General features: G+C 72.4%; 25 protein-coding genes and 3 tRNA genes. 16 read left to right on the forward strand and 12 right to left on the reverse strand.

All coding sequences use genetic code 11. The annotated features are described in order from the left end of the window. The first annotated feature begins 210 nt into the window (after positions 1-210). On the forward strand, positions 211-642 hold the full coding sequence (locus OYE22_RS24370; protein WP_277322381.1) for an ATP-binding protein: 432 nt from the start codon (positions 211-213) through the stop codon (positions 640-642). Between the two features lie 16 nt (positions 643-658). Here the strand turns inward: OYE22_RS24370 and OYE22_RS24375 are convergent, their stop codons facing one another. Then, positions 659-1039: a DUF4259 domain-containing protein gene (locus OYE22_RS24375; protein WP_277322382.1), complete on the reverse strand. Its 381-nt coding sequence runs from the start codon at positions 1037-1039 to the stop codon at positions 659-661. 79 nt (positions 1040-1118) lie between these two features. After that, positions 1119-1463, reverse strand: coding sequence for a cupin (locus OYE22_RS24380; RefSeq protein ID WP_277322383.1), 345 nt, complete (start codon positions 1461-1463; stop codon positions 1119-1121). Between the two features lie 195 nt (positions 1464-1658). Here OYE22_RS24380 and cutA point away from each other — a divergent pair, with 195 nt between their 5' ends. The 8 genes from cutA to OYE22_RS24420 all read left to right on the forward strand — a co-directional run bounded on the left by cutA (position 1659) and on the right by OYE22_RS24420 (position 10922). After that, positions 1659-2036, forward strand: coding sequence for a divalent-cation tolerance protein CutA (cutA, locus tag OYE22_RS24385; RefSeq protein WP_277322384.1), 378 nt, complete (start codon positions 1659-1661; stop codon positions 2034-2036). A 273-nt stretch (positions 2037-2309) separates the two neighbouring features. Next, complete coding sequence (locus OYE22_RS24390) at positions 2310-3374, forward strand: adenosine deaminase (RefSeq protein WP_277322385.1); 1065 nt, start codon at positions 2310-2312, stop codon at positions 3372-3374. A 48-nt stretch (positions 3375-3422) separates the two neighbouring features. After that, positions 3423-3878: a MarR family winged helix-turn-helix transcriptional regulator gene (locus OYE22_RS24395; protein ID WP_277322386.1), complete on the forward strand. Its 456-nt coding sequence runs from the start codon at positions 3423-3425 to the stop codon at positions 3876-3878. 118 nt (positions 3879-3996) lie between these two features. Continuing rightward, positions 3997-5424: a deoxyguanosinetriphosphate triphosphohydrolase gene (locus OYE22_RS24400; RefSeq protein WP_277322387.1), complete on the forward strand. Its 1428-nt coding sequence runs from the start codon at positions 3997-3999 to the stop codon at positions 5422-5424. Between the two features lie 244 nt (positions 5425-5668). Next, positions 5669-6958 (forward strand): FAD-dependent oxidoreductase, encoded by a 1290-nt coding sequence (locus OYE22_RS24405; protein ID WP_277322388.1) that lies wholly within the window; start codon positions 5669-5671, stop codon positions 6956-6958. 42 nt (positions 6959-7000) lie between these two features. Beyond that, positions 7001-7504, forward strand: a complete 504-nt coding sequence (locus OYE22_RS24410; RefSeq protein ID WP_277322389.1) for a GNAT family N-acetyltransferase — start codon at positions 7001-7003, stop codon at positions 7502-7504. Between the two features lie 110 nt (positions 7505-7614). Next, positions 7615-9561, forward strand: coding sequence for a DNA primase (gene dnaG / locus OYE22_RS24415; RefSeq protein WP_277322390.1), 1947 nt, complete (start codon positions 7615-7617; stop codon positions 9559-9561). An 80-nt stretch (positions 9562-9641) separates the two neighbouring features. Continuing rightward, positions 9642-10922 (forward strand): RNA polymerase sigma factor, encoded by a 1281-nt coding sequence (locus tag OYE22_RS24420; RefSeq protein ID WP_277322391.1) that lies wholly within the window; start codon positions 9642-9644, stop codon positions 10920-10922. Between the two features lie 90 nt (positions 10923-11012). Here the strand turns inward: OYE22_RS24420 and OYE22_RS24425 are convergent, their stop codons facing one another. Both OYE22_RS24425 and OYE22_RS24430 read right to left on the reverse strand, forming a co-directional pair. Next, positions 11013-12455: an FGGY family carbohydrate kinase gene (locus tag OYE22_RS24425; RefSeq protein WP_176161487.1), complete on the reverse strand. Its 1443-nt coding sequence runs from the start codon at positions 12453-12455 to the stop codon at positions 11013-11015. Positions 12456-12723: 268 nt separating this feature from the next. Then, entirely contained in the window at positions 12724-13023 is a 300-nt protein-coding gene (locus tag OYE22_RS24430; protein WP_277322392.1) for a YtxH domain-containing protein, read from the reverse strand. A gap of 236 nt (positions 13024-13259) precedes the next feature. Here OYE22_RS24430 and OYE22_RS24435 point away from each other — a divergent pair. The 5 genes from OYE22_RS24435 (at position 13260) to OYE22_RS24455 (ending at position 16518) form a co-directional block, all read left to right on the forward strand. Further along, positions 13260-13332: transfer RNA gene (locus tag OYE22_RS24435), tRNA-Asn, on the forward strand. A 5-nt stretch (positions 13333-13337) separates the two neighbouring features. Continuing rightward, positions 13338-13410 (forward strand) — tRNA-Asn (locus OYE22_RS24440). Between the two features lie 197 nt (positions 13411-13607). After that, positions 13608-13681: transfer RNA gene (locus OYE22_RS24445), tRNA-Ile, on the forward strand. A 562-nt stretch (positions 13682-14243) separates the two neighbouring features. Next, entirely contained in the window at positions 14244-14933 is a 690-nt protein-coding gene (locus OYE22_RS24450; protein WP_277322393.1) for a GntR family transcriptional regulator, read from the forward strand. 253 nt (positions 14934-15186) lie between these two features. After that, on the forward strand, positions 15187-16518 hold the full coding sequence (locus tag OYE22_RS24455) for an amidohydrolase (RefSeq protein ID WP_277322394.1): 1332 nt from the start codon (positions 15187-15189) through the stop codon (positions 16516-16518). Between the two features lie 60 nt (positions 16519-16578). Here the strand turns inward: OYE22_RS24455 and OYE22_RS24460 are convergent, their stop codons facing one another. Together OYE22_RS24460 and OYE22_RS24465 are read right to left on the reverse strand one after the other, a co-directional pair. Further along, positions 16579-17202, reverse strand: coding sequence for a response regulator transcription factor (locus OYE22_RS24460; protein WP_277322395.1), 624 nt, complete (start codon positions 17200-17202; stop codon positions 16579-16581). Continuing rightward, positions 17199-18323, reverse strand: coding sequence for a sensor histidine kinase (locus OYE22_RS24465; protein ID WP_277324302.1), 1125 nt, complete (start codon positions 18321-18323; stop codon positions 17199-17201). Before OYE22_RS24465 ends, OYE22_RS24460 begins: the two co-directional genes overlap by 4 nt. Before the next feature lie 387 nt (positions 18324-18710). Between OYE22_RS24465 and OYE22_RS24470 the strand changes: the two genes are divergently transcribed. Beyond that, positions 18711-19256 (forward strand): heme-binding protein, encoded by a 546-nt coding sequence (locus OYE22_RS24470; RefSeq protein ID WP_277322396.1) that lies wholly within the window; start codon positions 18711-18713, stop codon positions 19254-19256. A gap of 168 nt (positions 19257-19424) precedes the next feature. On the opposite strand, the gene OYE22_RS24475 is transcribed toward OYE22_RS24470, so the two are convergent. Both OYE22_RS24475 and OYE22_RS24480 read right to left on the reverse strand, forming a co-directional pair. Then, the gene (locus OYE22_RS24475) at positions 19425-19937 is read right to left on the reverse strand and encodes a hypothetical protein (RefSeq protein ID WP_277322397.1); all 513 of its coding nucleotides are present in this window, start codon (positions 19935-19937) and stop codon (positions 19425-19427) included. Between the two features lie 96 nt (positions 19938-20033). After that, positions 20034-20708, reverse strand: coding sequence for a hypothetical protein (locus tag OYE22_RS24480; RefSeq protein WP_277322398.1), 675 nt, complete (start codon positions 20706-20708; stop codon positions 20034-20036). A 337-nt stretch (positions 20709-21045) separates the two neighbouring features. Here OYE22_RS24480 and OYE22_RS24485 point away from each other — a divergent pair, with 337 nt between their 5' ends. Continuing rightward, complete coding sequence (locus OYE22_RS24485) at positions 21046-21813, forward strand: DUF2071 domain-containing protein (RefSeq protein ID WP_277322399.1); 768 nt, start codon at positions 21046-21048, stop codon at positions 21811-21813. Positions 21814-21832: 19 nt separating this feature from the next. Here the strand turns inward: OYE22_RS24485 and OYE22_RS24490 are convergent, their stop codons facing one another. The 4 genes from OYE22_RS24490 to OYE22_RS24505 form a co-directional block, all read right to left on the reverse strand. After that, entirely contained in the window at positions 21833-22282 is a 450-nt protein-coding gene (locus OYE22_RS24490; protein WP_277322400.1) for a MarR family transcriptional regulator, read from the reverse strand. Next, positions 22282-23751: an MFS transporter gene (locus tag OYE22_RS24495; protein ID WP_277322401.1), complete on the reverse strand. Its 1470-nt coding sequence runs from the start codon at positions 23749-23751 to the stop codon at positions 22282-22284. Before OYE22_RS24495 ends, OYE22_RS24490 begins: the two co-directional genes overlap by 1 nt. A 417-nt stretch (positions 23752-24168) precedes the next feature. Further along, the gene (locus OYE22_RS24500; RefSeq protein ID WP_277322402.1) at positions 24169-26526 is read right to left on the reverse strand and encodes a tetratricopeptide repeat protein; all 2358 of its coding nucleotides are present in this window, start codon (positions 26524-26526) and stop codon (positions 24169-24171) included. Then, on the reverse strand, positions 26523-26789 hold the full coding sequence (locus OYE22_RS24505) for a hypothetical protein (protein ID WP_277322403.1): 267 nt from the start codon (positions 26787-26789) through the stop codon (positions 26523-26525). The genes OYE22_RS24500 and OYE22_RS24505 overlap by 4 nt, the downstream gene beginning before the upstream one ends. Between the last annotated feature and the right edge of the window lie 153 nt (positions 26790-26942).

A 26942-nucleotide genomic window follows, 5' to 3' on the forward strand; every position in this document is an offset into this window, starting at 1 on the left:
CCTGGCCAACGAAGTCTGAGCCAACCATTTGGCCACTGGTCTGGACCGATGACGCGGAGCCGCTCGCACCACCCGATGACGTTCGACCCGACGCCCACGGGAGGCCCGCCAGACGCCTGGCGGACGCCGACCGTACGCGGGAAGGACGCGTGAGGAACGTGATGCCGACGTGGACGACGTGGGGGACGTGAAGGATGTGAACCCGGCGCCATGACCGCCACGAAAGCGCCCAGCCTCGCGCAGCGGCGCCTCACCCTGCCCACCGTCCCCGCCTCCGTGCCGCTCGCGCGGCGCGAGGCCCGGAAGCTGCTGGCCGACTGGCTGACCGAGGCCGACGAGGCGCTGGCCGACGCCGCGCTGCTCGCCCTCAGCGAGCTGGTCACCAACAGCGTCCGGCACGCCGCGATCACCTCGCCGCTGGCCGACGTCCTCCTCGCCCTCACGCCGGAGGTGCTGATCATCGCCGTGCACGACCGGCACCCCGCCATCCCCGCGCCGCGCTCGCGAGCCCACGCCGACGGAGGCGGCGGCCGGGGCCTGGCCATCGTCGCCGCCCTGGCCGAGGAGGCCGGCGGCGAACTGCGCGTGGTGGCCGACGCGGACGCGCTCGGCAAGACGAGCACGGTCCGCCTGCCGCGCTAGGGCTCTGCCGCCCCGCTCAGCCCCGCGCCGCGGCCGCCTCGGCGACCTCGGTCAACTGGTCGAAGGTGCGCACGAGCACCGCGCGCCGCTCGTCCTTGAACCCCTCCGACGGCTCCAGCCCGTCGATGGTCCGCTCCCAGACGGCTGTGAAGTGGTCCTTCCACCCCTCGATCACCTCGGGCCGTGGCAGGCGCTCGGCCCCGTAACCGGCCCGCGTGAGGACGTACAGCAGCTCCAGGTCGCACGGCACCACGTTGCCCCGGTACTCGTCCGGCTCCAGCTCCACGGGGTCGCCGGCCATCGCGTCGGCCACCCCGGCGACGATCCGGTCGACGAACTCCGCCAGGTGCTCGGCCGACGTGTCGTTCTCGAAGTTCCCACTGCCCCACGTGCCCATGCGGGCCCTCCCCGTTCGAGCCGTCCGTGCTTCGGTAGGGCTCCAGCTCACCACGGGGGTCTGACAGTCACGTGACCGGTCAGGGTTCGAGCGCGCAGTCGGGGGTCGCGGTCACCGCCGTCAGCAGGACCACCGAGTCCTCCACGGCGAGCAGTGAGTTCCGCTCGTGCGGGATGGCCTGCATCTGGCCGGCGATCAGGTCGCGGTCGCCGCTCTCGCTGCCCGTCAGCCGCACGTGGCCGTGCAGCACCTGGAGGCTGGCCGCGGGCGGGGCGTTGTGCTCGTCCAGCTCCGTGCCGGTGACCAGCGCGATCAGGCTCTGCCGCAGTGGCCCGTCGTGCAGGAACAGGTGCGCGCTGCGCCCGTGCGCCTCCATCCGCGCCCGGTCGAGATGGTCACGGGCCAGTGCGGTGAGGTCGTCCATGGACCGTCCTTTCGCTGCGCTCCGCGTGCCGCTTTGGTGGTATTTGACCGTACCGCGAGCCCGGATGGCCCGCGCGGCTACCGTGGTACCCCGCGTGTGCGTCCGCATGCCACGTTCCCCGCCGCCACCGCCCGGGAGTGCGGTCGGAGGCGGCGGGTAGCCGGACCGTCAGCCCGAGCCGAAGGAGCCGTACCCGTGGCCCACAACCCGTCCGATCCCGCCGCCACGCCCGCTGTCGCCGAACCCGACTCCGCCGCCTTCCTCACCGTCCTGACCACCACCGACGCCGGCGAGAAGGCCGACGCCCTGGCGCGCGGCGCGGTGGCGGCCAGGGTCGCGGCCTGTGCGCAGATCAGCGGGCCGGTCACCTCCGTCTACCGGTGGCGGGGCGAGGTGGTCACCGAGCGGGAGTGGCAGGTGCTCTTCAAGACGACGGTCGCGCGCTTCGAGGCGCTGGCCGAGTACCTGCGGGCCGAGCACGACTACGAGACGCCGGAGATCATCGCGACCCCGGTCACCCACGGCGACCCGACCTACCTGGCCTGGGTGGTCGACGAGACCCGCCCCGAGTAGCCCCACCGACGCCGCGTACTCCGACGTGCTCCGCACGCCGGACGCGCCGGAGGGATATACGGCCAGGGCGCCCCGACGACCCCGTACGAGCGCGTCGTGCGGCACGCGCGGCGCGCCGCCGGCGACCCGGCGCGGGCCCGGGTCCACCGCGCCGGGGGGCGCCCGCGCGGCCCGGACGCGCGCCGTGGACCCGGCCGTGGCCGACGGTGACCGGCGCCGCCGCGACGTTACGCTGGGAGCTTCTTTCCGCAGCTCAGAGCGAGATCAGGTGCCATGTCCGACCCGTCCGACCCCACCGCCAGGCCCGCCGACCAAGACCCGGCGGCCCGGGCCGCCGGGTCCGCCCCCCGCCCGTCCGCTCTCCCCACCGCGGAGCTCCACCTCCACATCGAGGGCACGTTGGAACCGGAGCTGGCCTTCGCGCTGGCCCGGCGCAACGGCGTCACGCTGCCGTACGCCTCCGAGGACGAGCTGCGCGCCGCGTACTCCTTCACCGACCTCCAGTCCTTCCTCAACCTCTACTACGCCCTGATGGACGTCCTGCGTACCGAGGAGGACTTCGCCGAGCTGGCGCACGCCTACCTCGCGCGGGCCCGGGCGCAGGGGGTGCGGCACGCCGAGATCTTCTTCGACCCGCAGGCCCACGTCGCGCGCGGGGTGCCGATCGGCACGGTCATCGACGGCCTCGCCCGCGCGCTGGACCAGGCGTCCGAGGCGTACGGCATCACCACCCGCCTCATCATGTGCTTCCTGCGCGACGAGAGCGCCGAGTCGGCGCTGGCCACCTTCGAGGCGGCCCGCCCCTGGCTGCACCGGATCACGGCGGTCGGGCTCGACTCGGCCGAGGTGGGCAACCCGCCGTCGAAGTTCCGCGAGGTCTTCGAACGGGCCCGCGCCGCCGGGCTGAGGTGCGTGGCGCACGCGGGCGAGGAGGGCCCGCCCGGTTACGTGTGGGAGGCGCTCGACATCCTCGGCGTGGACCGGGTCGACCACGGCGTGCGCTGCCTTGAGGACGAGGCGCTGGTGGCCCGGCTGGTCGCGGACCAGGTGCCGCTGACCGTGTGCCCGCTGTCCAACGTGCGGCTGCGGGTGTACGAGGACCTGGCCGACCACCCGCTGCCCGCCATGCTCGCGGCCGGCCTGCGGGTGTGCGTCAACTCCGACGACCCGGCGTACTTCGGCGGCTATGTCGGCGACAACTACACCGCCGTCCGGGACGCGCTCGGCCTGGACGCCGAGGCGCTGCGCACGCTCGCGCGCAACTCCTTCCTCGCCGCCTTCCTCGACGAGCGGACCCGGGCCGGATACCTGGCCGAGGTGGACGCGCACGAGTTCTGAGGCGCGTCGGTTGACCTCAACAATGGTTTAACTCCTACCGTCGTCGTCATGGAGTTCTCACACAGCGACGAAGAGTTGGTCAAGCAGCCGATCGGCTACTGGAGTTGGGCCGCGAGCCAGGCGGTCGTCACGTACATCAGGGCCGGCCTGTCGGGGGTCGGGCTCACCCAGCCGCAGTGGTGGACGCTGCACCAGGTGGCCGAGCACCCGGCCGGGCGCACCCGCGAGGAGATCACGGCCGTGCTCAAGGGGTACCTGGACGTGGGCGCCGACCTGGAACCCGAGATCGACGCGACCCTGGAACGCGGCCTGCTCGCGCCCGACGAGGAGGGGCGGCTGCGCTTCACGGAGGCGGGCGAGGCGCTGTACGCGCAGGCCGCCGAGATCCAGCGGGCCAGCCGGGAGACCGTGCACGAGGGCATCACCGACGCGGAGTTCCTGACCACCATGAAGGTGCTCCAGCGGATGATCCACAACACGGGGGGTGAGGCGTGGCACCACTGACCGGCGCCCGCGGCACGCTACCGCCCGCCATCCGCCCCGGGGCGCGACACCCCGGGGCCCGGCGGCGCGGGGCGCGCCCGGTCAGGACCGCCCGCCCCCCGGCGGCTACCGTCGGGGTATGAACGGCACACCACCGCCTTCCACCGGGCGACCCGGGCGAACCGGTCAGCCCGGACGGATAGCCCCGGCGGGCCAGCCCACCCCGGACGACACCACCCCGGACCACACCGCCCAGGACCGGCCAGGCCGGGCGACGGAGCCGGGCGTGCCCGGCTACTCGGGCGCCGACCTGGAACGCTGGGAGCCCGAGCCCGACAAGCGCCCCGGCCGCACCGCCTTCCAGCGCGACCGGGCCCGGCTGCTGCACTCCGCCGCGCTGCGCCGGCTCGCCGGCAAGACCCAGGTGGTCACGCCCGGCGTGAGCGGCCAGGCGTGGGACGCCAGCCCCCGCACCCGGCTCACGCACTCCCTGGAGTGCGCCCAGGTGGGCCGGGAACTCGGCGCCGCGCTCGGCTGCGACCCCGACCTGGTCGAGGTCGCCTGCCTGGCGCACGACCTCGGCCACCCCCCGTTCGGACACAACGGCGAACGCGCGCTCAACGAGATCGCCCAGCCGTGCGGCGGCTTCGAGGGCAACGCCCAGTCGCTGCGCCTGCTCACCCGCATCGAGCCCAAGCGCTTCCGCGCCGACCCCGAGACCGGCGAGCCGACCAGCGTCGGCCTCAACCTCACCCGCGCCGCCCTGGACGCCGCCACCAAGTACCCCTGGCCACGCGGCGGCCACCCCACCGACCCCGCCTCGCCCAAGTGCGGCGTCTACGCGGACGACCTGCCGGTCTTCCACTGGCTGCGACAGGACGCCCCGCCGACCGCCACCTGCTTCGAGGCCCAGGTCATGGACTGGTCCGACGACGTCGCGTACTCCGTGCACGATGTCGAGGACGGCCTGCACGCCGGGCACCTGGACCCGGCGATGCTGCTCGCCGAGCCCGAGCGGCGCGAGATCTTCGCCGTCGCCGCCAGCCGCTACGCCCCCGGGGCCGACCCGGCGGAACTGGCCGAGGCCCTCGACCGGCTGCTCGACCAGGAGTGGTGGCCGCACGGCTACGACGGCTCCGCCCTCGCGCAGGCCCGCCTCAAGGACGCCACCAGCCAACTCATCGGCCGCTTCTGCCAGGCCGCCGAGGAGGCCACCCGCGCCGCGTACGGGACGGGCCGGCTCACCCGGTACGCGGCCACCCTCGTCGTGCCAGGGCCCGTTCGCCTGGAGTGCGCCGTCCTCAAGGCGGTGGCCGATCGGTACGTGATGCAGCGCCCCGACCAGGAGCGGCTGCGCGCGGAGCAGCGCGTGGTCATCGCCGAACTGGCCGAAGCGCTGATCGCGCGGGCCCCGCACGGGCTCGACCCGCAGTTCCGCGCGCTGTTCGCGACCGCCACCAGCGACGGCGACGACGCTGCCGGGCTGCGCGTCATCGTGGACCAGATCGCCTCGCTCACCGACGCCTCCGCCCGCTCGCTGCGCGCCCGCCTGGCCACGCCCCGCTGAGCCGCCCGCCGCGCGGCCCCTGCCGGCCCCCCGAGGGTGCCGCGCCGGCCGGGCCTCCGGCTGGCCCGTCCGGCGTAGTGCCCCTTCCCGCCAGCCGCTCGGTGCGGGACCCTCCTCCCTGTGGTGGGACGGCCGGGGTGTACACCAGACGTTCATGCTGGGTGTACGCGCGGGCACACACCCGCACAGGCGAACCGGGACACCCCGGGCGCAGGCGTACCGCGCGCGAGCGAGGAGGCGACAAGTGGTCGACGCACATCGAACGTTCGTCATCGTCGGAGGAGGGCTTGCGGGGGCGAAGGCCGCCGAGACGCTCCGGGCCGAGGGCTTCACCGGCCGGGTGATCCTCATCTGTGACGAACGCGACCACCCCTACGAACGCCCGCCACTGTCCAAGGGGTTCCTCAGCGGCAGCCAGGAGCGCGACAGCGTCTTCGTCCACGAGCCGGGCTGGTACGCGCAGGCCCACATCGAACTCCACCTCGGCCAGCCCGCCGTGCACCTCGACCGGGAGGCCAGGTCCGTACGCCTGGGCGACGGCACCCGCATCCACTACGACCGGCTGCTGCTGGCCACCGGCGCCGAGCCGCGCCGCCTGGAGATCCCCGGCACCGACCTGGCCGGCGTGCACCACCTGCGCCGCCTCGCCCACGCCGAGCGGCTGCGCGGCGTGCTGGCCTCGCTCGGGCGCGACAACGGGCACCTGGTCATCGCCGGCGCCGGCTGGATCGGCCTCGAAGTCGCCGCCGCCGCCCGTGGCTACGGCGCCGAGGTGACCATCGTGGAGCCCGAGCAGGGGCCGCTGCACACCGTCGTCGGGCCCGAACTCGGCGCGCTCTTCACCGACCTGCACGGCAGCCACGGCGTCCGCTTCCACTTCGGCGCCCGGCTCACCGAGATCACCGGCCAGGACGGCATGGTGCTGGCCGCGCGGACCGACGACGGCGAGGAGCACCCCGCGCACGCCGTGCTCGCCGCGATCGGCGCCGCGCCCCGCACCGCGCTCGCGGAGGCCGCGGGGCTGGAGATCGCCCCCCGCACCGGCCCGGCCCGTGGCGGCATCGCCGTCGACGCCGGCCTGCGCACCAGCGACCCGGACATCTTCGCCGCCGGCGACGCCGCCGCCTTCCCGCTGCCCCAGCTCGCCGCCGGTCTGCCCGCGGGCGAGCGGCTGCGCGTCGAGCACTGGGCCAACGCGCTCAACGGCGGCCCGGTCGCCGCCCGCGCCATGCTCGGCCAAGACGTGACGTACGACCGGGTGCCGTACTTCTTCTCCGACCAGTACGACGTGGGCCTGGAGTACTCGGGCTACGCGCCGCCCGGCAGCTACGCGCAGGTGGTGTGCCGGGGCGACGTCGGCAAGCGCGAGTTCATCGGCTTCTGGCTGGACGCGCGGGGGCGGCTGCTGGCCGGGATGAACGTCAACGTGTGGGACGTCACCGAGCCGATCCAGGCCCTCATCCGCGCCGGCGTGCCGCTCGACCCGGAGGCCCTGGCCGACCCCTCCCTCCCGCTGACCTCGCTGCTGCCGTAGGGCGCGGCCAGCCGCCCGGGCCCGCTCCCGTAGCGTGGCCGTATGTCGATCGTCACGTCCGTGGTCCCGGTGGCGGAGATCCTCGACCTGCGCTGGTCGGTGCTCCGCCCCGGGCAGCCCCGCGCGAGCGCCGCCTTCCCCGAGGACGACGCGCCCGGCGTCTTCCACCTCGCCGCCTACCCGGGCGCCGACACCACGGCCCCGGACGCCGACGCCACCGCGCGCCCGCTGGCCTGCGCGACGTTCTTCCCCGACCCGCTGCCGCCGGCCGCGGCCGACCTGGCCGGGCCGCGGGGCCGCGCCGAGAGCGCCTACCGGTTCCGCGGCATGGCCAGCGCCCCCGCCGCCCGTGGCCAGGGCTACGGGGTGGCCGTGCTGCGCGCCGGGCTGACCGAGGCCGCGGCCCGTGGCGCCCGCTGGACCTGGTGCAACGGCCGCACCTCGGCCCGTGGCTTCTACGAGCGGCACGGCTTCGCGGCCGTGGGGGAGGAGTTCGACGTCCCCACCATCGGCCCGCACCTGGTCTTCGTGATCGAGTCCCCGTGACCGAGCCGGCGATCCTGCCCGCCATGGCGGCCCTGGCGATCCTGCCGAGCCTGGCGGTCCTGGCGGTCCTGGCGGACGGGAGTGTCGGGGGCCACCCGTAGAATTCACGCGTGGCAGGACGGATCAACGATGACGACGTGAAGGCGGTCCGGGACGCGGTCCCGATCGACGCCGTCGTGTCCGAGTACCTCCAGTTGCGCAACGGGGGCGGCGGCAACCTCAAGGGCCTGTGCCCCTTCCACGACGAGAAGTCCCCGTCCTTCCAGGTCAGTCCCAGCAAGGGCCTCTTCTACTGCTTCGGCTGCCAAGAGGGCGGCGACACGGTCGACTTCATCATGAAGATCGACCACCTCTCCTTCGCCGAGACCATCGAGCGCCTCGCCGGCGTCGCCGGCATCACGCTGCGCTACGAGCAGGGTGGGTACACCCCCGGCCGCCAGCAGGGCGAGCGCACCCGCCTGGTCGAGGCGCACAAGGTGGCCGCGCAGTTCTACGTCGAACAGCTCGCCAGCCCCGAGGCCGAGATCGGCCGCGCCTTCCTCGCCCAGCGCGGCTTCGACCAGGCCGCCGCCGAGCACTTCGGCGTCGGCTACAGCCCAGCCGGCTGGGACCACCTGATCCGCTACCTGCGCGGCCGGGGCTTCAGCGACAAGGAGCTGCTGCTCTCCGGCCTGGCCCAGGAGGGCCGCCGCGGGCCCATCGACCGCTTCCGGGGCCGCCTGATGTGGCCCATCCGCGACATCACCGGCGAGGTCATCGGCTTCGGCGCCCGCAAGCTGCGCGACGACGACAACGGCCCGAAGTACCTGAACACCCCGGAGACCCCGCTCTACCGCAAGTCCCAGGTGCTCTACGGCATCGACCTGGCCAAGAAGGAGATCGCCAAGACCAACCGGGCGGTCGTCGTCGAGGGCTACACCGACGTCATGGCCTGCCACCTGGCCGGCGTCACCACCGCCATCGCCACCTGCGGCACCGCCTTCGCCGGCGAGCACATCAAGATCCTGCGCCGGCTGCTGATGGACAACTCCGGCTCCGAGGTCGTCTTCACCTTCGACGGCGACGCCGCCGGCCAGAAGGCGGCGCTGCGCGCCTTCGAGGACGACCAGAAGTTCGCGGCCGAGACCTCGATCGCCATCACCCCGGGCGGCATGGACCCGTGCGAGCTGCGGCTCGCGCAGGGCGACGCGGCGGTGGCCGGCCTGGTGGACAGCCGCACCCCGCTGTTCGCCTTCGCCATCCGGCACGTCGTCGGCCGGCACAACCTGGACACCGCCGAGGGCCGCGCCGCGGCGCTCGAAGCCGCCGCGCCCATCGTCGCCAACATCAAGAACAGCTCCATCCAGCACGAGTACGCGGTGACGCTGGCCGGCATGCTGGGCATCCTGGACACCCAGTTCGTGGTCCGCCGCGTCGCCCAACTCGCCCGCTGGAACCGCGAGCGCGGCCAGCGCGGCGGCCCCTCCGGCGTCCGGGGCAATGGCTCCTACGGCCGCGACGGCGGCCCGTCGGGGCGTGGCGAGCCGCACGGGCCGGCCGAGCAGCGGAGCGCCCCGCCGCCCGGGCTGCGCGGCCCCGCGCTCAACCTGCGCAGCCCCGCCCACCGCGTCGAGCGCGAGCTGCTCAAGCTCGCCCTCCAGCGCCCCGAACTGGTGGCCCCGGCCTTCGACGCGTACGGCGCCGACGAGTTCACCGCCCCGCCGTACGCGGTGGTCCGCGAGGTCATCGAGCAGGCCGGCGGAGTCTCCACGGCCGACGCGGGCTACGTGGCCCGCGTGCGCGAGGCAGCGCCCGACGACACGGTGCGCGCCCTGGTCACCGAGCTGACCGTGGAGCCGCTGCACACCCGCCGCGACGCCGACGAGGTGTACGCCGGCATGCAACTCGTCGCCGTTCGGCTGGCCGCCGTCAACCAGCGCATCACCGAGATCCGCGGCACCCTCCAGCGCCTGGGCCAGCAGGCGGACCCGGCCCACCTGGCCGCCGTGCAGAACGAACTCTGGGTCCTCCAGCAGTACGGGCAGTCCCTGCGCGAGCGCGGCGCCGCCGCGCTGTAGCCGTCCGGTCACGCACCGGACGCAGAAAGTGCCCGCACGCCCCTCGTGGCGGAAGTGTGTCGTGCCCCACACTGGAGCCGGTGCCTGAGCCTTCGGAACGCGGCGGTGCCGGCCGCAGAGGCCCACATTCCCCCGCACATCCACTCACGACGTACGGGACGGGTGACGGTCAGTCCGCAGTCGCCCCGCCACCGAACGCCGCCCCCGATCCGGCGGCGATCACCCTGGAGGTCGCCCGCGTGCAGACCCGTACCCGCACCGCCGAGGCGAGCGTCGTGCCGCCGCGGAGCCTGCCGCCCCGCCACCCGGAGGACGCGGCCGAGCCGGCCGAGCCGGACCCCGCCGCGCCGGACCCCGCCGCGCCGGACCTCGCCGCACCGGGCCCCGTCGCGGCGGATTCCGTGCCGGAGCCGGCCGTGGTCGTGCCCGCGCAGCGACCGGACGCCACCGGCCCCTCATCCGACCTCTTCCGCCAGTACCTGCGCGAGATCGGCCGCATCCCGCTGCTGTCGGCCGCCGAGGAGGTGGAGCTGGCCCGCCGCGTGGAGGCCGGCCTGTTCGCCGAGGCCAAGCTGGCCGGCGCCGCCGACCTGGACACCCAACTCGCCTCGGACCTGGACCGGTTGGTGGTGCTCGGCCGGATGGCCAAGCGCCGCCTGATCGAGGCGAACCTACGGCTGGTGGTCTCGGTGGCCAAGCGGTACGTCGGGCGCGGCCTGACCATGCTCGACCTCGTCCAGGAGGGCAACCTCGGGCTGATCCGCGCGGTGGAGAAGTTCGACTACGCGCGCGGCTACAAGTTCTCCACGTACGCGACCTGGTGGATTCGCCAGGCCATGTCCCGCGCGCTGGCCGACCAAGCCCGCACCATCCGGGTGCCGGTGCACGTCGTCGAGCTGATCAACCGGGTGGTACGGGTGCAGCGCCGGATGCTCCAGGAACGCGGCCAGGAGCCCACCGCGGCCGAGGTCGCCGAGCACCTCGGGGTGCCGGAGGAACGCGTCAGCGAGGTGCGGCGGCTGGCCCAGGAGCCCATCTCGCTGCACACGCCGGTCGGCGAGGAGGACGACGTGGCGCTCGGCGACCTCATCGAGGACGGCGACGCCACCTCGCCGGTGGAGTCCGCCGCCTTCCTGCTGCTGCGCGAGCACCTGGAGGCGGTCCTGTCCACCCTCGGCGAACGCGAGCGCAAGGTCGTCCAACTGCGCTACGGCCTCACCGACGGCCGCCCACGCACCCTGGAGGAGATCGGCCGCATCTTCGGCGTCACCCGCGAGCGCATCCGCCAGATCGAGTCCAAGACCCTGGGCAAGCTCCGCGACCACGCCTTCGCCGACCAACTCCGCGGCTACCTGGACTGACGCGACCCTCGTCGACACCGGGCCCGCCGACACCGCCGCCGCCGAACCGCCCGCCGACACCGACACCGCTCCAGCGGGCCGGCGCCCGCCTCAGGCGTTCGGGTTCCAGCCGAACGCCTCCGGGTGGATCTGGTCGCGCACCGTCCCGAACTGCTGCCGCACTGACTGGCCGACCGTCAGCTCGTCACCCGGCTCGAACACCTGGCTCGCCGCGGCCGGCCAGTGCGGCGGCGTGTGCGGCGCCAGGGTGCCGTGCGCGACGCCGAGCGCCCACGCGGCCTGCCGAGCCGCGCCGATGGCCGCGTAGTCCGCCGGCTCGGGCACCACGATCTGCGCGCCCAGCAGCGACGGCGCGATGGCCTGCACCGCCGGCAACCCGGCCGCGGGCCCGAGCAGGAACACCCGCCGCACCTCGACGCCTCGCCCGCGCAACACGTCCAACGCGTCCGCGAGCCCGCACAGCATCCCCTCGAACGACGCCCGGGCCAGGTGCTCGGGCTTCATGCTCTCCCGACGCAGCCCCGACAGCGTGCCCGCCGCGTGCGGCAGGTGCGGGGTGCGCTCACCCTCCAGGTACGGCAGCAACACCAGGCCGTGCGAGCCGGGTGTGGACTTCACCGCCAGCTCGGACAGCCCCTCCAGGTCCGTACCCAGCAGCTCGGCGGTGCCGCGCAGCGCCCGCACCGCGTTGAGCGTGTGCACCACGGGCAGGTGCATGCCGGTGGCGTCCGCGTACGAGGTGATGGTGCCGGTCGGGTCGGCGAGGGCCTCGTGGTGCACGGCGAACACCGAGCCCGAGGCGCCGAGCGAGACCACCGCGTCGCCCAGGGAGACCCCGAGCCCGAAGGCGGCGGCCATGGTCTCGCCGGTGCCGGCCGAGATCAGCAGGCCCTCGGGCGTGTGCCCGGCGGGCTCGGCGGGGGCGATGACCTCCGGCAGTCGGACGGGATGGCCGAGCGCCAGCTCGGCGAGGTCCGGCCGGTACTGGCCCGACGCGGCGGACCAGTAGCCGGTGCCGGACGCGGCACCGCGGTCGGTCGTGCGCCGCCCGGGCCGCCCGAGGAGCTGCCACACCAGCCAGTCGTGCGGCTGGAGCACCTCGGCCGCCCGCCGCGCCGCCTCCGGCTCGGCGCGCGCCAACCAGCGCAGCTTCGCCACCGCCTGCCCGGCGTGCGGCACGGAACCGACCGCCTCGGCCCAGGCCGGTCGCCCGCCCAGCGCGTCCACCAGGTCGGCTGCGGCGGTCTGCGCACGCTTGTCGTTGCCCAGCATCGCGGGCCGTACGAGCACCCCGCCGGCGTCCAGGACCAGCAAACCGTTCTGCTGGGCGGAGACGCCGATGGCCTGCACACCCTCAAGCAGCCCGCCGTCCGCGGCCTCCCCCAACGAGAGCAACCACGCCTGCGGGTCCACATCGACCCCGGTGGCGGGGTGCGGCGCGTAACCCTGCTTGAGCACGGCGCCCGTGTCCGTGTCGCAGACGACGACGCGCGTGCTCTCCGACGAACTGTCCAACCCGGCGACTATCCCCATGGGCCCCGATAATGCCTCATCGCCCACCACCCACCACGCCACGGTCGCCCCCACGCCCCCGCGCACCACCCCGCGCGCCGCCCTGACCTGCCCGGATCACCGACCACCGAGCACGGGCCCGGCCTGCCCGCCGGTCGGGGGCCGGACAGGCGCCCGCGGGCAGTAGGGGGAATGCCGCCCGCGAGAGCGCCCGGCCAGGGCGTGACCCGAGCACGACGCGGGCCCGGGGGATTCGCCCCGGGCCCGCGCTACGCCGACGAGTGGCGGCCTAGGTGTTGCTCGTGCCCCAGTCGTCCCCCGCGCCGTTGCGCTGCTCGCGCAGGGACTGGACGCGTGCCGACACCGAGTCGGGGAGCCGGTCGCCGAACTTCGCGCTCACCACGTCGAACGCCTTACCGGCCGCCTCGCGCCCACTGTGCGCGGCGGCCTCGGCCGTATTGCGGACCGCCGGGTTCTGGGAGACCCGCTGCGCGTTCTTGCGCAACTGCTCGTACCGTTCGCGCCCGGCCCGTGCGCCGAGCACGTAGCCGACGGCGACTCCGGTGATGAACGTCAGCCGGTAGCGCATCACTCCACCTTTCCTGGCTTCTCCGCTGCCGCTTGAGCGAGCGGAACACAACAGCCCCGCTGGGTTGTGCTGCCCGCCTACCCGCAGGTGCTGGTGATCATCCTCCGATCACTCCCTGATCATCCAGGGGGAACCGATTGGCGAAGCACCCCCCTGCTTGCGCTAATGTATGTGTCGCAGCGAGCGCGCGCCCCCCGGGAAGCCGGAGGGGAGCGCAATCGAGGCACACGGAGCAATCCCCTGTAGCTCAATTGGCAGAGCAGCCGGCTGTTAACCGGCAGGTTACTGGTTCGAGTCCAGTCGGGGGAGCTCGGTCCCCTGTAGCTCAATTGGCAGAGCATTCGGCTGTTAACCGGAGGGTTACTGGTTCGAGTCCAGTCGGGGGAGCTGAAGGAAGAGCCCCGTAAGGGGCTTTTTTCATGCCCGTTTCATGCCCCCGGTACGGTTTTCTCCGGCCCGGGAACCGCTCGCCGGTGCTCCACAGTCCTCATCAATGCGCGATGCGGACCCTCAGGGGCAGCAGATCGTATGAGCGGCTATGCTGCGGCAGACGACGCGCACAGTTGTGCGCGACGCGCCGTTACGGGGCGGTAGCTCAGCCGGTTAGAGCAGCGGACTCATAATCCGTCGGTCGTGGGTTCGAGTCCCACCCGCCCCACTCGGCGCCTCCTGTGAAGGATCGTTCTGAGCTGGGGGAACGCGAGTGTGAGGGGCGCCACTTCAGGTGGTTCCCACGGTTCAGGTGTGGTGGAGCCGCTGGCTCGCCGAGGTGGCCGTGACCCCCGGCAAATCTTTCTGAGTCGGCAAGCTGTTCGGCAGGCTTCGCGGCGGCGTCGAGCCCAGCGTTTACAGGTCGTCGGGCAAACGCCGGAAGGCTTTGTGGTCGGTCAAGGATCGGGCCACGACGGAAGTGGCAGCCCGTGGTGAACATGGCGTCGGTTCGGTGCGCGGCGGCCAGGGCCACGCTCGTCGCATCGGTCAATCCCATGCCCTTTCCGTCGTCAGCGTCGGCCTACCCTTCGGCGACAGCGATCGCCGCGCTCAGGTGCTCGGCGACCAGGGAACCTCGAATCGGTAGCGCGCGCCACGGTGTGCGGTCAGGTGCCTTGACCGCACACCAGCCTTGCGCCTGGGCCGCTGGTTCGAGAAGCGCGGACCCGATCGCATGGCCGCGCCGCCGTATTCTCGCCGGGGGACACGGAACGTGAAGGACGATGCGGATGGCGGGTAGCGGGGCGGGGCTGGTGGGTGGTGGGCCCGGGGAGGGGCGGATGTCGTTGAGCGCGCAGGCGCGGGAGGCGGTGCGGCAGCGTATCGTGGACCGGCGCTACGCGATGGGTTCGCGGCTCGTCGAACGCGAGGTGGCCGAGGAACTGCGGATGTCGCGGGTGCCCGTGCGTGAGGCGTTGCGCGCCCTCGTCTCCGAGGGGCTGCTGGAACTGTCGCCGCACAGTGGGGTGCGGGTGCGCACGTTGGAGCCGGTCGACGTGCGGCACCTATACGAGGTGTGGGAGCCGCTGGCCGTCCAGGCGTCGCGGCTGGCGGCGCGCCGCGTGGCCGCGGCGGGGGAGCCGGAGGGGCTCGCCGCGCTGCGCGCGTTGCTGGAGCGGGCCGAGAGCGCGGCCGTGGCCGGCGAGGCCGATCGGGAGGTCGGTGCCCATACCGCGTTCCACGAACAGATCGTGGCGCTCGGTGGCAACCCCCTGTTGGCGCGCACCATGGAACAGTTGAGCTGGCAGCTCCAGTTGTTGTTCGGGCTGCGCGAGGAGCCGGCCCAGATGCGGGCGCAGCACGCCGAGATGTTCCGGCACATCGCCGCGGGGGACGAGGAGCTGGCGGCGGCCAGCACCCTGCTGCACGTACGCGACAGTCGCACGGTGGCACTGCGCTCCCTCTTCGGTGACACGTAGCCGTCCACCCCGGAGTCGGTATACCGAAGTGCTCGGGGCGTTGTTCGTCAGGGCTGGTAGGTGCGGTTTCGGGGCGGGCCGCTCGTCGAAAAATGTGCTCAATCTGGAGATTTCGGCTCGAAAGAACTCCGTCCGTTCGAGGTGATCTTGCCGCGCTTCAGGGCTTGGTATACAAAATCTGGAGGCGGGGTCCGGGCCCCGCGCGGCGTCGCGTCGTACGCCGTCGCCCCTCGAACCCGCAAGGAGACCGGTCATGGTTCCCCCTCCGCTGTCCCGCCGCCACGCCCTTGCCAGTGCCGCGCTCGCGGGCGCCGGCACCGCGCTCTCCGCGTCCGCCGGTCCCGTGGCCGCCTCCGACGCGCCCACCTCTCCGGCGGCGGCCGGCCACGGCAGCCGTGGGCGCCCCGGGAAGGCGGTCGTCTTCCGTGACGTACGGCCGCTGGGGGCGAAGACCCCCGTGGACCTGACCGTGGTCGACGGGCGTTTCACCGACGGCCCCGCGCCCTCGGGCGCGCGGATCATCGACGGTGGTGGCCGCATCGCGTTGGCCGGCCTCGTCGACGCCCACATCCACCCGGACAAGACGACCTGGGGCGGCGACTGGGTCTCGCGCCAGCCGGCCTCCGGTATCGCCGAGTACTGCGAGCAGGACGTCGCGTTGTTCCACAGCCAGCGCCGCCCGGTGGCCGAGCGCGCCCACGCGCTGCTGGCCCACGCGGTGACGCGGGGCACCCGCGCGATGCGGGCGCATGCCGACGTGGCCCCGGCCTACGGCCTGCGGGGGCTCGAAGGCGTCGCCGAGGCACGCGAGCGGCTCTCGCACGCGCTCGACGTGCAGGTCGTGGCCTTCCCGCAGCACGGCGTGGTCCGTACCCTCGGCACGGCGAAGCTGCTTGAGGACGCGGCGCGCAGCGGTCTGGCCGACCTGATCGGCGGCATCGACCCGATCAGCTTCGACCACGCGCTCGACGAACAACTCGACCTCGTCTTCGGCCTCGCCGACCGCTACGGCGTGGGCGTCGACATCCATCTGCACGACCGGGACGAGAAGGGCGTCCGCGTGCTGCGTGGCATCGTCGAGCGCACCAGGGCGCTGTCGCTGCGCGGCAAGGTGACCGTCAGCCACGTCTTCTGCCTGCCGTTCCTCGGCGAGGGCGAGTTGGAGACTATGGCGCGGGACCTGGCCGAGCAGGACATCGCCCTCACGACCGTCGCCCCGAGCGGCTCCCTGGTCCTGCCCCTGGCCACGCTGCGCGAACACGGGGTACGCGTGGGCCTGGGCTCGGACGGGGTGCGCGACGCGTGGAGCCCCTTCGGCAACGCCGACATGCTGCACCGCACCCACATCCTGGGCTGGGTCACCGGTGTGCGCCTCGACGAGGAACTGGTGGACTGCCACACCCTGGGCACGCACGGCGGCGCCGACGTGCTGGGCCTTGACCGGGTGGAGTTCAAGCCGGGCGACCCGGCGGACTTCAACCTGCTGCGCGGCGAGTGCGTACCGCAGGTCGTGGTGGACATGCCGCGCCGGGACATGGTCGTACACGGCGGTCAGGTCGTCGCCCGCGACGGCGAACTCGTCTGAGCCGGCCACCCGCGCGGCGCGCTCGGGCCACGCGGGTGGGCCGGCCGCCCGTGGGCGACGTCAGGGCAGCAACCGCTGTTCCTTCGCCACGGCCACCGCTCCCGCGCGGGTCTCCACGCCCAGCTTGTCGTAGACGCGGCGGAGGTGGGTCTTCACCGTGGCCTCGGAGACGAACAGGGCGCGGGCGATCTCCCGGTTGCCGAGCCCGCGCGCCAACTGGCGCAGGATGTCCAGCTCGCGGGCGGTGAGCGTGGGCCCGGGCGCCCGCATCCGGGCCATCACCCGGCTGGCCACCGGTGGCGAGAGCGCGGTGCGCCCCCGCGCCGCGGCGTGGATCGCGGCGAACAACTCCTCGGGCCGCTCCGCCTTCAGCAGGTACCCGGTGGCGCCGGCCTCGATGGCGCGGGTGATGTCGGCGTCCGTGTCGTACGTCGTCAGCACGAGCACCCGCACCCCGGTTCCGGAGATCCGTCGGGTGGCCTCGATGCCGTCGATGCCGGGGCCGAGCTGGAGGTCCATCAGGACGACGTCGGGGGTGAGCTTCGCGGCGAGCGCGACCGCCTCCTCGCCACCGCCCGCCTCCCCGACGACCTCGATGTCGGGGGCGCTGGCGAGCAGGGCCAGTAGGCCGGCCCGTACGACGAGGTGGTCGTCGCAGACCAGGAGACGGACCGGGGCTGTCATGGGCTCTCCAACGGGATCGCGGCGGACAGGACGGTGCCCTCGCCGGGCGCCGACTCGATGGTCAGGGTGCCGCCCAACTGCCGTACCCGGGCGCGGATCGCGGGCAGACCGTGGCCGCGCATGCCCTCGGCGGGCACGGCGGCCGGGTCGAAGCCCCGGCCGTCGTCCGCGACGTCGAGGACGACCAGGTCGCCGAGGTGGGTGAGGGTGAGTTGTGCGGTGCGGGCGCCGGAGTGCTCGCGTACGTTGGCGAGGGCGCCCTGCGCGATCCGTAGCAGCGCCGACTCCACCCGCGCGGGCAGCCTCGTCTCGGCCCCCTCGGCCCGGCAGCGGACGGTCAGCTCCTCGGTGGACTCGCGCGCGGCGAGCAGCCGCAGCGCCGCCGGGAGGGAACCGCCCTCGTTCAGGTCGGCGGGGGCCAGGTCGTGGACGAAGCGGCGCGCCTCGGCCAGGTTGTGCTCCGCGATGCCCGCCGCCGCGCGCAGGTGGCCCCGGGCGGTGGCCGGGTCGGTGTCCCAGATCCGCTCCGCCGCCTGGAACAGCATCCGCTGGCTGGACAGGCCCTGCGCGAGGGTGTCGTGGATGTCCATGGCGAGCCGCTGCCGTTCGGCGAGCATGCCCTCGCGCCGTTCGGTGGCGGCCAGGTCACGGCGGGTGCGGACCAGGTCGTCGATGAGGGCCCGCTGCCGGGCGGCCTGCCGGTCCATGTGGACGAAGACCGCGATCGCCAGCGCGGCCACGGCGGGCGGGGCGATCAGCAGGTTGGGGTCCACGCCGGACACGAGGCGCTGCTGGGCGACCACCATGAACGTGGTCAGCAGCGCGGCCAGGCTGAGCGCGGCGCGGGGCGGCAGGGTGCGCAACCCCGTGTAGAACAGCGGCACCGCGCACCACCCGAAGCTGGGCGCGAGCACCACGAGCACGACCCAGACGCCCACTTCGGCGCCGAGCCACAGCAGCCTGCGCAGGGTGGGCCGGGAGCCCATCGCGGGGCCGAGGACGTAGAGCAGGCCGAGCACCGCGCTGAGCGCGACGATCCACGCCGTGTGCGGCGACCCCGGGTGCCGGATGAGGTAACGGGTGAGGGAGGCGGCGAGCAGCAGGAAGAACGCGGCATGCATCACCGCCGACAGCCAGCGGGAGTCGCGCTCACCCGCGCTGGTCGGCTCGTCGGGGCCGCCCCGGGCCCAGCTCACGGCCGTGACCCCGCGAGGTTCCTGGAGGCTGTACGCACCCCGTGCGCTCCGTTCTGGTCGCGTGCGCGCCGCACGAGGTGTGCGGCACGGTTCCCCATCGTGCCCGCGCCGTACGCGGACGGTTCGACACTGCCCGGACCTGCGCGGATTCCCTCATTGTCCGTCGAAGCGCCGACCGCCGGGTCAACCGATCGGATGACCCGGGGCTCGGCCGTACGGTGCCGGGGACGAGGCCGATCCGTCGAGCCGTGAGGGCGGACCCGGACCGCAGGCTTGGAGCACAGCACGTCACCGAGGAGCAGGAGACACTCGATGAAGAAGCTTTCCCGTGGCGCCCGCGCCCTGACCGGCACCGCCGTCGCCGCCACCCTCGCGGCCGGCACCTTCGGCGCGCTCTCCGCCAACGCCGCGACCCCGGCGGCCGCGCCGGCCGCCGCCGTCGCCAGCGCGCACACCACGCAGTCCACGCACCTGTCCGTCGAGGCCGCCACCAAGGCCGCGAAGGCCGCACTGGACGAGGCGCGCAAGCACAACGAGCGGGTGTCCGTCGCGGTCGTCGACCGCAACGGCAACACCGTGGTCACCCTGCGCGGGGACGGCGCGGGCCCGCAGTCCTACGAGTCGGCGGTCAGGAAGGCGTACACCTCGGTCTCCTGGAACGCGCCCACCTCCGAGCTGGCCAACCGCCTGAAGACGGCGCCGAACCTGAAGGACATCCCGAACACCCTGTTCCTGGCCGGCGGCGCCCCGATCGCCGTCAAGGGCGCCCCGATCGCGGGCATCGGCGTGGCCGGCGCCCCCAGCGGCGACCTCGACGAGAAGTTCGCCCGCGCCGGCGTGGCCGCCCTGGGGCGGTAGCCGCTCCCGTACGGTGTCCGCGCCCGGCGCCTGGCGTCCGGCGCCCGGCGCCTGGCGTCCGGCGCGCGTCGGTCGCGGACATCGGTCGCGGACATTGGTCGCGTCGGTGGTGCTCGTACGGCGGGCCGGGGGAGCGGATCGCTGCCTTCGCCGGCGCCGTGGTCGGGCTCACAGCACCGTTCTCAGGTCGACCACGTGCGGGAACTCATCCGCGACGTAGTCGCTCGCCCGGCCCTCCGCGAAAAGGTCGCGCAGGTACATTCCCGGAAAGTCGAGGGGTTCGTTTCGGTTCGCGAGCTGGACGCGGGCCCGGAGGCGGGTGTCGCCGTCCCGGAGGAGAACGTCACACCAATCCGGTACGGGGGCGTCGAGGCCGTCCACGGTGACCTGGATTTCGGAAAGGTCCGCGAGCCAGGTGCTCATGTCATCGAGCAGCCAGGCCAATTGGAGATGGGGAGGCGATTTTGGGGCGGGTTGCCAGTCGTGGTCCGCGCGCCAGGCACGGTCGGCGGCCTGTCGGGGGCTTCCGTGGAGGAAGATACCGGGTGCGGGAGCGGCGCCGGTATCCGCGAAGGTGAGCCTGCGGGTCGGGATATCGAGATGGAGCAGGCGGTATCCGTCGCCGCCCATGGTCATTGCCGCTTCGGCGGCGCGCGCCAGAAACGGGGTGCTGGTGTGCACGGTTCAGCTCCTGGGCGGTGGCCGGGCTCGGGTGCCTGCTTCGACCCCACTGGTCGGAGTCGAAGCAGGCACGTCTTCCGAAAGGGCGCGGGGAGGTTACTCCGCGAAGCCGCCGAAAGCGGGCGTGTTCAGCGACGGCTTGTGAGCGGCCGCGGATTTCTCGGCCGGCACCGCGGTGGCCGTCAACGTCCGCGTGCTGGTGGCGAGTGGCCGGTAGGAGCGCTGGTACTGCTCGTCGGAGCTGGCTGCTGATCCGCGGTTGAGCTTGGCCAGCGTGGTGGACACCCACTTCGGGCACTTGACCACGCCCGTGCAGTACATGGTGATGACACCCTTGTCCTGACCGTCCCGCAGTTTCTTCTCGTTGACGGTGAGTTGCACCTTGTACTGCTTGACGAGTTTGCAGACGCCGTTACGGCACTTGTACTTGCCCGCGTACGCGATCTCCCGGTACGACTTCCCGCCGATGTGCTGACGGTTGGGTGACTGCGCGACGTACTCGACGGCGCCGTACTTGGTGATGTTGTGCTTCTTCTTCAGCTTGTTCCAGCCGAATCCCTTGTCCTGGGCGCTGTTGTAGTAACCAACACGCAGCGAGGCATGGCCGGGACCCATGTACTTGAGGTGCTTGAGAATCTTGTACGCCGGGTCCGCCGCTATCGACGGAGGGGCCGGCGGAGAATTCGTGTCGCTGACCGCTGAGGCGGTTCCGGCGACGCCGACGGTCATCACCGTCGCTGCCGCTATGGCCGTGAACTTCGTGCGCAGCATGTGTTTCCCCCTTGTTCATCGTCCTGTCGGGTGCTGGCCCGACATGACCCGTACAAGCTAGCCAACTGGCGCACCGTCATCAACGAAGTGGTGAACCCGGTGAGCGGGACGACCGAGGGAGACAGCCGTCTACCAGGGAAAGGCTGGCGAAAGGTGGTTTCTCTTCGGCGTGTTTCTCTTGCGTGTCGGTATTGCCGGTGGCCGCCCCCATTCGAGCCCCCGCCGGGACGTACCCGGCCCGCCGCCGAGAGCCCACCAGCCCGAGCGAGGCCCCCGGTCCGACTCCCGCTCCCGGCCGGCCCGTAGGAGGGTGGCGGTCCCCTGGGATACTGCGGTGATGGTGTCGCTGGAGAGGGTTCCCGAGCCGATAACGGCCGACCCGCCGCACGACGCGGAGTACCCGCTGCTCACGCAGTCCTGGCTGGACCTGACCTTCCTGCACTGGGCCGCCGAACCCGCCGCCGTCGCGCCGCTGTTGCCCGTCGGCACCCGTCCGGACACGTTGGACGGTCGCACCTACGTCGGGCTGGTCGCCTTCCGGATGCACCGGGTGGGCTGGTTCCGGCTCCCGGGCGTCCCCTACCTCGGGACCTTCCCGGAGACCAACGTCCGCCTGTACTCGGTGGACGCCCACGGCCGGCGTGGGGTGGTCTTCCGCTCGCTGGACGCGTCCCGCCTGGTTCCCGTCGCCGTCGCCCGGGCCGCGTTCCGCCTCCCCTACCTCTGGTCGAGGATGAGCGTGCGCCGGGTCGGCGACACCGTCACGTACACCAGCCGTCGGCGCTGGCCCGGGCCGCGGGGCGCGTACAGCCGGATCGCCATCCGGGTCGCTGGGCCGGTTGACGAGCCCACCGACCTTGAGCACTTCCTGACCGCCCGCTGGGGCATGCACAACACGTTCTTCGGGCGCTCGATGTACCTCCCGAACACCCACCCCCGCTGGCCCCTGCACCGCGCCGAACTCCTGCGCTGCGACGAGAACCTGATCGCCGCCGCGGGCCTGCCGGCGCCGGCAGCGCGGCCGGTGAGCGTGCTGTACTCGCCGGGCGTCCCGGTCCGGTTCGGGCGTCCGCCGCGCGCCCCGGCGGGCATCCCCACGCCGTAGCCGGGCCGCCGCGGGCAGGTCACCCCAGGAGCCGGGTCACCACGCGGTCGAGCGCCTCGATGTCCTCGCGGGGCAGGGCGAGCAGGTCGTCGGGCGGGGTGGCGAGGATCGTGGCGGCGCGGTGGGCGGCGGCCTTGCCCTCCTCGGTGAGGCGGACCAGCTTGGAGCGCCGGTCGACGGGGTGTGTGACGCGCTCCGCGAAGCCGCGTCGTACCAGGTCGTCGACGATGACGGTGGTGTACGGCGGGTCGGTGCCCATCCGCTGTGCCAGGTCCCGCAGCGTGAGCGGGCCCGGGGCGATGCGGCGCAGGGCGCGGATGCGACTGAAGCTCATGCCGAGCGCGTCCGCGACCTCCTTGCGACGGTTGTGGCGCTCCAACAGGAGGGTGTGCAGCCCCTGCCAGGCTCGGGTGGCGGCCTGAGCGGTGGCGTCGTCCACCGGTTGGTCCGTCTCGCGTGCGCGTTCCATCAGGCCTTCACTGTCGCTTGGGTCTCCTCGGCGGCCAGCCGCCGCGCGGTGCGCCGGGCCGTGGACTGCGCCCAGCGGCCAGAGGTGAGCGTACCCACCAGCAGGATTCCGCCGCCGCACCCGGCGATGAGCCACCAGGCCGTCCGGCTCGCGTCGATGAACGCCGTCGGGTCCGGGTGCGGGCCGGTCGCCGCCGGGTCCAGGTGGGCGCCGGCCGCCAGCAGCGCGCCGATGACCGCCACCCCGAGCGCCTGGCCGAGCTGGCGGCTGGTGGAGGCCATCGCGGCGGCCACGCCGGCCCGCGAGCGCGGCAGCGAGGCCACAGCGGTGTTGGTGATGGGGGCGTTGACCATCCCGAAGCCGATGCCGAACAGCGCGTAGGCGGGGAACAGTACGGCCACCGAGAGGTGCGCGGAGTAGGTCAGCGCCTGGAGGGCCGCGCTCGCGCCCAGCGCGGCCCCGGCCACCAGGAGCGGCGTGCGGGGCCCGTGGGATCCGACGATCCGCCCCGACAGCGGCGCGCTGACCAGCGCCATGACGGCCATGGGCAGCATGAACAGGCCGGCGTGCAGCGGGTCGAAGCGCCGTACGTGCTGGAGGTAGAGGGAGCTGATGAACAGGAAGCCGCCCAGCGAGAAGAACGCGGCCACGGCGGTGACGGTGGCCCCCGAGAACGGCACGGACCGAAAGAGTCGCAGGTCAACCAGGGGATCGGCGCGCCTGGGCTCGTACCACAGGAGCCCCAGGAGCGCGCCGAGGGCGGTGAGCGCGCACGCGACCACGAGCGGCGAGTCCCAGCCCCGGGCCGGCGACTCGATGATCGCGTACGTCACCGTCGCGAGGAGGACGATGACCAGGACCTGCCCGACGGGATCGACGCGGCGGGGGCGCGCGGCGCGGGACTCCGGTACGTAGCGCCGGGTCAGGACGAGCGCGGCCAGGCCGATGGGGACGTTGATCCAGAAGATGGCGCGCCAACCGGCCGCCTCCACGAGCGCGCCGCCCATGATCGGCCCGGCCGCCATGCTGATCCCGACGACGCCGCTCCACACGCCGATCGCGCGGGCGCGTTCGCGGGAGTCGGCGAACACGTTGCTGATGATCGACATGGCGACGGGGTTGAGCATCGACCCGCCGACGGCCTGGAGCACCCGCGCGGCGATCAGCCAGCCGAGCCCCGGCGCGAGGCTGCACAGCAGCGAGGCCGTGGTGAAGACGGTCAACCCGGCCTGGAAGACGCGCCGTCGCCCCACCCGGTCGGCGAGCGAACCGGAGAACATCAACAGGCTGGCCAGCACCAGGGTGTAGCCGTCGACCGTCCACTGCAGTCCGGAGACCGAACTGCCCAGATCGCGCTGGATGGAGGGCAGCGCGACGTTGAGGGCGGTGACGTCGAAACTGACGATCAACAAGCTCAGGCAGCAGATGGCCAGCACCAACCAGCGCCGGCGCGGAGCGAGCTGGGCCACGGGACATCCTCGATTCATTGTGTGGATACAACTATTGCGTCCACACAACTAAATGTCCAGGGGGCTGGGGTTGAGGTTGGCGGGGCCGTCACCCCGCCCGGCAGGGGGCCGGAGTGGTTCTGTGGCCTCGTGCGGGATCGCTCCGGTCTGCGGGACCCGTGCGGTGAGGACTCCTCGGCCACTGCGCGTCGCTCCACGCCTGGATCGGCATCAGGCCGACGAGGCGCAGGAGTGCTACGGACAAAGATCGACGCACTGGACATCTGCACCGACTTCGATACCGCAGCGGCGGCCGAGTGAGCGTCATTCGGCGGCGAGGCGCTTGCCACTCATCGAGCTGCGAGTTGGGCACATCCTGCCTGGTGGCCGATGAGGCGTACGGCATGTTGGCTGCCAGCAGCGGACCTCGGCGCCGCCTTAAGTGGTCAGGAGTCTTTCCATGCTACGGAGAACTGCGGCTTCGCGCTCAGTGTCTCCGAGGGCGCGAAACATGGCCGCAGCGCGACTCAGTTGCTCCCTGGCCATGGAAATGTCTCCCGCAGCGGCCCCTACCCGGCCGACCGCATGGGCCGCATTCGCTTGCCCGAGCCGGTCGCCGAGGGTCCTGAACAATGCCGCCGATTCGAGTATGAGCTGTGCTGCGGCCCCGAGATCACCGGATTCGCTCCTTACCCTGCCGAGGCCGTACACGGCATTGGCCTCACCGTGCACATCGCCGAGAGCGCTGGCCAACTGCCGGGCGCGTGTCAACGCCAGGGCGGCAGCCTCATGGTTTCCCAACTGACGCCGCGTGCGCCCCAGGCTGCTCAGAACCGTGGCCTCACCTCCCTGGTCGCCGACCCGTTGGTGATGAACGAGAGCTTGCTCCAGTAACTCCGCACCCTGCGCGTGATCGCCCATGGCAGACCACACGCGGCCCAAGTCGTGCAGCGCAACAGCTTCCCCCGCCTGATCACGCGCCTCCCGGCACAGGGTGAGCGCCTGCTCCTGCAAGGCGGCGGCGGCCGAAAGGTCTCCGGTCATGTCCCGAACCCGGCCCAGCGCCCCCAGGGTGACCGCCTGGCACCGACGATCCCCGATGGATCTGAACGCGGAAAGGGCCTGCTCTTGGAGCCGGGCCGCCGCAGGGTAGTCGCTGGTCGCCGATCGCATCCGGCCCAGCTCGCGCAAGGTAGTGGCGGCACCATGCGTGTCATGAGCGCCTTGGTACCAAGCCAGGGCTCGCTCGTGCAATTGGACGGCTTCCTGGTAGTCGCCGATCGCAGCCCGGGCGCAGGCCAGCTCGTATGATGCGTGCGCCTCAGCGCGCTGTGCGCCACAACGGCGGGCCGCTGCGACGGCGGCACGGTGGAGGGAGGCAACGTGCGGCCAAGGGCCGTCGTGACGCAGAAAGACCGCCATCGAGGCCGTCAGCGTGACGACCCGAGCGTCGTCCGACTGGGCTCGCGCAAAGTCGATGCAGGCGATGAGAGTGGCGCGCTCTCGACGCATCCACGCCAGTGCCTCGTCTCGATTCTGTGGTAGATGACCAATGCGCGTGCCCCCAGGTGGTGAGCTGCCGTGGTGGCACTGCCGCAGAAACCAGTCGGCCTCTGCGGTCGCGCCCTGGTAGTAGTCCAGAAGGCGATCAAGGCTTCGGCACCTCGTCGCGGGAGTGTCTTCAGCCTTTCTGCGGTCTTCTGCGTATGCGCGAATGAGATCGTGCATACGGAAGCGACCTGGGGTCAACTCGTCGATCAGGTGGTCCGCGTACAGGAGCTCAAGACCGTGGCGTGCCTGTTCTACCCTGATGTTGTTAAGGGCCGCAGTGGCGTACGCGTCGAAGTCCGGCCCGATGTGCGAGCTCAGGCTGCGGAAGAGGCGTCTTTGCTCCGGGGGGAGGGCCGCGTAGGACAGGTCGAAGGCCGCAGCGACAGCGCGGCCTGGGACGCGCAGTTCACTGAGCCGGTCCCGAGCCGCGGCGAAGTTCGCTGCGAGTTGAGTGATCGACCATTTCGGGTGATGAGCCAAGCGCCCGGCAAGTACGGCTATTGCCAGAGGGAGGTTGCCGCACTGCCGGACCATGCCGGCGGCTGAGGCCAACTCGGATGGTTCCGGGGTGCGGTGCGCGAGCTGGTGGAGGAGTCGAACCCCCTGCTCTGTCGGCAGGGGAGCGAGGGTTATGGACGTGGCGTTGTCCAGGGCCAAGAGTCGGCGACGGCTGGTCACGAGGGCCAGGCAATTACCGGTTCCTGGCAGTAGCGGTTCAATCTGGGCGGAATCCACTGCGTCATCGAGGACAATGAGTGTCTTCTTCCCTGAGAGCTGGGCTCGCCATAGCGCGGAACGGGCGTCCAGATGGGCTGGGATCAACTGCGCGGGGACGCCGTGGAGGGTGAGCAGGGAGGCGAGGAGCTCTGAGGAGTCGACGGGGCGTTGCCCGGGCGTGTGCGCGTGCAGGCGAAGGAAGAGTTGTCCGTCGGGGAAGTGTTTGGCAAGCAGATGTGCTGCGTGAATGACGAATGCGGTTTTGCCGACTCCGGCCATGCCGTCCACGACTGAGACGACGGTGGCCCCGCATTGCTCAGTGGCTTCACGGAGTAGGGAACGCAGTTCGTCCTCACGGCCTGTGAACCCGGAAACCTCGCGCGGCAGGCTGGGCAGGGGACCAGGGGTGCAGGCCGGGTGGGTGCTCTGGTGGAGGTCCCCGGCCACTTGAATGACTTGGCCATGACCGTGAGAAGTAGCGTTCTGTACGAGATGGGGTTGAGGGGGATCGTGGGGTCGGCTCGTCATGGCCTCGGCGGCCGATGGATATGGGCGTCACGACCGACCTGGATGATCTCGGAGTGATCGTTAGCTGTGGCATTCTGCACGACCTTGTGGGGGCGGTCGAAGCCCTTCCCCTCCAGTGCCGGCGTGAGGTGTTCGTCCAAGAGTCGCCGTAGCTCGTCGGCGAACTGGGGCTCTTGGTCGAGAAGCTGTTGGAGGCGCAGGCGCCATGTGCCAGCCAGGGCGTCCTCCGGATCCTGATGCCCCTGTTGTCGCGCGGTCAGCATCAGAGACCGGACCTCGTCCAATTCTGTCCCTATCGCGGCTGCCCTCTCAGGGGCCACCCGGCGCCATAGCGCCACTGTCGCTGCCTGTGCTGTTCGCCAACCATCTGTCGCCATCGCGCAAACCAATGCGCTAGCTGCCGCGAATGCGAGTGG

The organism is Streptomyces sp. 71268 (assembly GCF_029392895.1).
GTDB lineage: Bacteria > Actinomycetota > Actinomycetes > Streptomycetales > Streptomycetaceae > Streptomyces.

Bases quoted from the DNA above. Each gene is read 5' to 3' on its own strand.
- OYE22_RS24490 (WP_277322400.1), bottom strand. From the start codon at position 22,282: ATGGAACGCGCACGCGAGACGGACCAACCGGTGGACGACGCCACCGCT.
- OYE22_RS24375 (WP_277322382.1), bottom strand. From the start codon at position 1,039: ATGGGCACGTGGGGCAGTGGGAACTTCGAGAACGACACGTCGGCCGAG.
- OYE22_RS24400 (WP_277322387.1), top strand. From the start codon at position 3,997: ATGAACGGCACACCACCGCCTTCCACCGGGCGACCCGGGCGAACCGGT.
- OYE22_RS24455 (WP_277322394.1), top strand. From the start codon at position 15,187: ATGGTTCCCCCTCCGCTGTCCCGCCGCCACGCCCTTGCCAGTGCCGCG.
- OYE22_RS24460 (WP_277322395.1), bottom strand. From the start codon at position 17,202: ATGACAGCCCCGGTCCGTCTCCTGGTCTGCGACGACCACCTCGTCGTA.
- OYE22_RS24430 (WP_277322392.1), bottom strand. From the start codon at position 13,023: ATGCGCTACCGGCTGACGTTCATCACCGGAGTCGCCGTCGGCTACGTG.
- OYE22_RS24470 (WP_277322396.1), top strand. From the start codon at position 18,711: ATGAAGAAGCTTTCCCGTGGCGCCCGCGCCCTGACCGGCACCGCCGTC.
- OYE22_RS24410 (WP_277322389.1), top strand. From the start codon at position 7,001: ATGTCGATCGTCACGTCCGTGGTCCCGGTGGCGGAGATCCTCGACCTG.
- OYE22_RS24370 (WP_277322381.1), top strand. From the start codon at position 211: ATGACCGCCACGAAAGCGCCCAGCCTCGCGCAGCGGCGCCTCACCCTG.
- OYE22_RS24390 (WP_277322385.1), top strand. From the start codon at position 2,310: ATGTCCGACCCGTCCGACCCCACCGCCAGGCCCGCCGACCAAGACCCG.
- OYE22_RS24425 (WP_176161487.1), bottom strand. From the start codon at position 12,455: ATGGGGATAGTCGCCGGGTTGGACAGTTCGTCGGAGAGCACGCGCGTC.
- OYE22_RS24395 (WP_277322386.1), top strand. From the start codon at position 3,423: ATGGAGTTCTCACACAGCGACGAAGAGTTGGTCAAGCAGCCGATCGGC.
- OYE22_RS24380 (WP_277322383.1), bottom strand. From the start codon at position 1,463: ATGGACGACCTCACCGCACTGGCCCGTGACCATCTCGACCGGGCGCGG.
- OYE22_RS24500 (WP_277322402.1), bottom strand. From the start codon at position 26,526: ATGACGAGCCGACCCCACGATCCCCCTCAACCCCATCTCGTACAGAAC.
- OYE22_RS24465 (WP_277324302.1), bottom strand. From the start codon at position 18,323: ATGCATGCCGCGTTCTTCCTGCTGCTCGCCGCCTCCCTCACCCGTTAC.
- OYE22_RS24450 (WP_277322393.1), top strand. From the start codon at position 14,244: ATGGCGGGTAGCGGGGCGGGGCTGGTGGGTGGTGGGCCCGGGGAGGGG.
- OYE22_RS24505 (WP_277322403.1), bottom strand. From the start codon at position 26,789: ATGCTGACCGCGCGACAACAGGGGCATCAGGATCCGGAGGACGCCCTG.
- OYE22_RS24485 (WP_277322399.1), top strand. From the start codon at position 21,046: ATGGTGTCGCTGGAGAGGGTTCCCGAGCCGATAACGGCCGACCCGCCG.
- OYE22_RS24480 (WP_277322398.1), bottom strand. From the start codon at position 20,708: ATGCTGCGCACGAAGTTCACGGCCATAGCGGCAGCGACGGTGATGACC.